Origin of the sequence: Streptomyces pathocidini (assembly GCF_001418495.1) — a bacterium.
Classification (GTDB): domain Bacteria; phylum Actinomycetota; class Actinomycetes; order Streptomycetales; family Streptomycetaceae; genus Streptomyces; species Streptomyces pathocidini.
This window is the reverse complement of the sequence record NZ_LIQY01000269.1, coordinates 1-2,697: the sequence shown is the minus strand read 5'-3', so window position 1 is coordinate 2,697 and position 2,697 is coordinate 1. Positions and strand designations below refer to the sequence as shown.

Annotated in this window: 2 protein-coding genes; one reads left to right on the top strand and one right to left on the bottom strand. The window is 71.8% G+C overall.

The genetic code is table 11. The features are described from left to right. Positions 1–75 precede the first annotated feature (75 nt). The gene (locus AOK16_RS14500) at positions 76–1,533 is read right to left on the bottom strand and encodes a sodium:solute symporter family protein (protein ID WP_055472676.1); all 1,458 of its coding nucleotides are present in this window, start codon (positions 1,531–1,533) and stop codon (positions 76–78) included. Positions 1,534–1,649: 116 nt separating this feature from the next. On the opposite strand from AOK16_RS14500, the gene AOK16_RS14495 reads away from it, so the two are divergent. Continuing rightward, positions 1,650–2,697: PucR family transcriptional regulator ligand-binding domain-containing protein (locus tag AOK16_RS14495; RefSeq protein WP_079101377.1), on the top strand; the 1,048-nt coding region annotated here is incomplete at its 3' end.

Sequence of the window (2,697 nt, the reverse complement as noted above, 5' to 3'; positions counted from 1 at the left end):
ATGCTGCCCCCTGCCGCCTCCCGCCGGTGGTCAAGTGCAGGACCTCGTACGGGACTTGGGCCGCGCGCGGGGCCTTCAGGTTGTGGCCGGGGTGGGGGCTTCTCCTTCTGCCGGAGTCTCGCCGGCCAGGCGGGTGCGCCAGGTGGCCAGGATCGCCTCGTCCGTGGGCTTGGTGGCCAGGCTGACGATGATGTACGCGGCCAGGGAGGCCAGCAGGCCGTAGTAGATCGGCTCGTTGGCGAGGATGCCCTGCCAGGCCATGAGGACGATCACTGTCGTGCCGCCTGCGCCCACGGAGGCCAGTGCGCCGGTGCCCGTGCCGCGCTTCCACAGGAGGCCGCCCAGGATGGGGACGAGGAGGCCGCCGACCAGGAGGTTGTAGGCGACCGTCAGGGCTTCCACGACGTTGTTGAGGACGATGGCGATGACGATCACTGCCGCGCCCATGATGAGGATGAAGAGGCGGTTGCCCTTGATCTCGTCGTGGGTGGTGGGCGTCTTTGCTCTGCCGCGTATGCGGGACCAGATGTCGTTGTTGGCGACCGTCGCGCAGGCGATCAGGGCGCCGGAGGACGTCGACATGACCGCGGAGAGCGCGGCCGCGAGGACCAGGCCCTTCACGCCGATGGGGAGGGCGTCCTTGACGATCGTGGCGAACGCGTCGTCGGGGCTGGCGAGCTGGGGGTAGAGGACCTTCGCCGCGGTGCCGATGACCGCGCCCGCCACCGCGTACGCCAGGCAGTAGACGCCCGCCGCCGTGCCGCCCAGCTTGGCCACCCTGTCGCTGCGGGCCGTGAACACCCGCTGCCAGATGTCCTGGCCGATCAGCATGCCGAACGAGTAGATCAGGACGTAGGTGAAGACCGTCTGGGCGCCGATGCTCATCGGGGAGAAGTAGTCGTCGGGGAGTTCGGCCGCCATCGCCGAGAAGCCGCCTGCCTTGACCACGGCGATCGGGAGCAGGAGGAGCAGTACACCGATCGTCTTCACGACGAACTGGACCATGTCCGTCAGGGTGATCGACCACATGCCGCCGAGGGTGGAGTAGGCGACGACGATGGCGCCGCCCAGGATGATGGCGACGACCCGGTCCAGGCCGAAGATCACGTCGAAGATCGTGGCGTACGCGATGGTGGACGTGACCGCGAGCATGAGGGTGTAGGCCCACATCACGATGCCCGAGATGACGCCCGAGGAGCCGCCGTAGCGCAGGTCCAGCATCTCGCTGACGGTGTAGACCTTCAGCCGGGCGATGCGGGCCGAGAAGAAGATGCTCAGCGCCAGCAGGCCCAGGCCGATGGTGATCACCATCCACGCGCCGGACAGGCCGTGCTGGTAGCCCAGGCCCACGCCGCCGATGGTCGAGGCGCCGCCGAGGACGATGGCGGCCATCGTGCCGGAGTACATGGGCGGGCCCAACCTGCGCCCCGCCACCAGGAATTCGCTCTTGGACCTGGCGCGGCGCATGCCCCACCAGCCCATCGCGAGCATGCCCGCGAGGTAGACGACGATCACTGCGTAGTCGACGGCCATGGGCGTGCTCCTCGGGGGTGTGCTGTGTCTTCCGGGCGACCTTAGGGGGTGGGGGAGAGTGGCTGGAAGTGTATGTTTCCGTGAGTTACTGATCGGTGAGTGTGCGGAGTGTCCAGGTGAGTGAGCTTGTGCCGCCTTCCGTTCCCGTCGGGCTGGGAGTGCTGCTTGCGGAGCCGGGCCTCGGGTTGCGGCAGGTTGCCGGGCCCCGTGAGGGCGAGCGGCCGGTTTACGCGGTGCACACCAGCGAGATGGAGGACCCCGTCCCGTACCTCCTGGGTGGGGAGATGCTGCTCAGCGCCGGGGTGCACTGTCCGCACGCCGAGGGCCCCGGTGGGTACTGGGAGCGCTATGTGGCGCGCACGGTCGAGGCCGGGGCCGCGGCGCTGGGTTTCGGGATCGCGCCGGTGCACGACGCGGTGCCGCGGGCGCTGGTGGAGGCCTGCGAGCGGTACGGGCTGCCGTTGGTGGAGGTGCCGCGTGAGACCACGTTCACGGCGGTGGCCCGCTCGATGTGGCAGGCCTCGGCCGAGCGGCGCCACCGGGAACTGCGGCGGCTGAGCGAGGGCCAGCAGGCCCTGGCGGGCGCCGCTGCCCGGCCGCATCCGGTGCCCGCCGTGCTGCGGCAGCTGGCCCAGCACCTGGGCGGCTGGGTCGTGTTGCTGTCCGCCGACGGTACGGAGCTGTCGGCGGCCGGGGAGCGGCCCGGGGCGGATGCCCGCGCGGCCCTGGCCACACTGGCCGCGCGGCTGCCGGCCGGAGGAGGGCCGGTTTCCGCGGCGGACACCCTGCCGGCCGGGGCCGGGGAGTCGCACCTGAGCGTGTACGCGCTGCCCGGTCCGGCGCCCGGGAGCGGGCGGATGGCGCTGGGGGTGTGCGCCGGGCGCCGGGAGGCGGCCGACGCGGCCATCGCCGGGGGCGCCGTCGTTCTGCTGTCCCTGCTGACCAGCTCGCGCACGGGCGCCGCGGATGTGCGCCATGCGGCAGGGCTGGTCCGGCTGATGCTGGGGGCCGAACCGGCCTCCGTGGCACCGCTGTTGGCTGCGTCCTCGGGGCAGGTGGCCGCCGACGCCGGGGAGCTGTGGACCGTCGTGCACGGGCGGCGGCGGGGGCGTACGGGTACGGGGCACGCGCCGTTCGCGGTGGCCGAGGCGGCGGCCGGGCTGG

Excerpts from the sequence above, each read along its gene's own strand:
- AOK16_RS14500 (WP_055472676.1), bottom strand. The coding sequence starts at position 1,533 with ATGGCCGTCGACTACGCAGTGATCGTCGTCTACCTCGCGGGCATGCTC.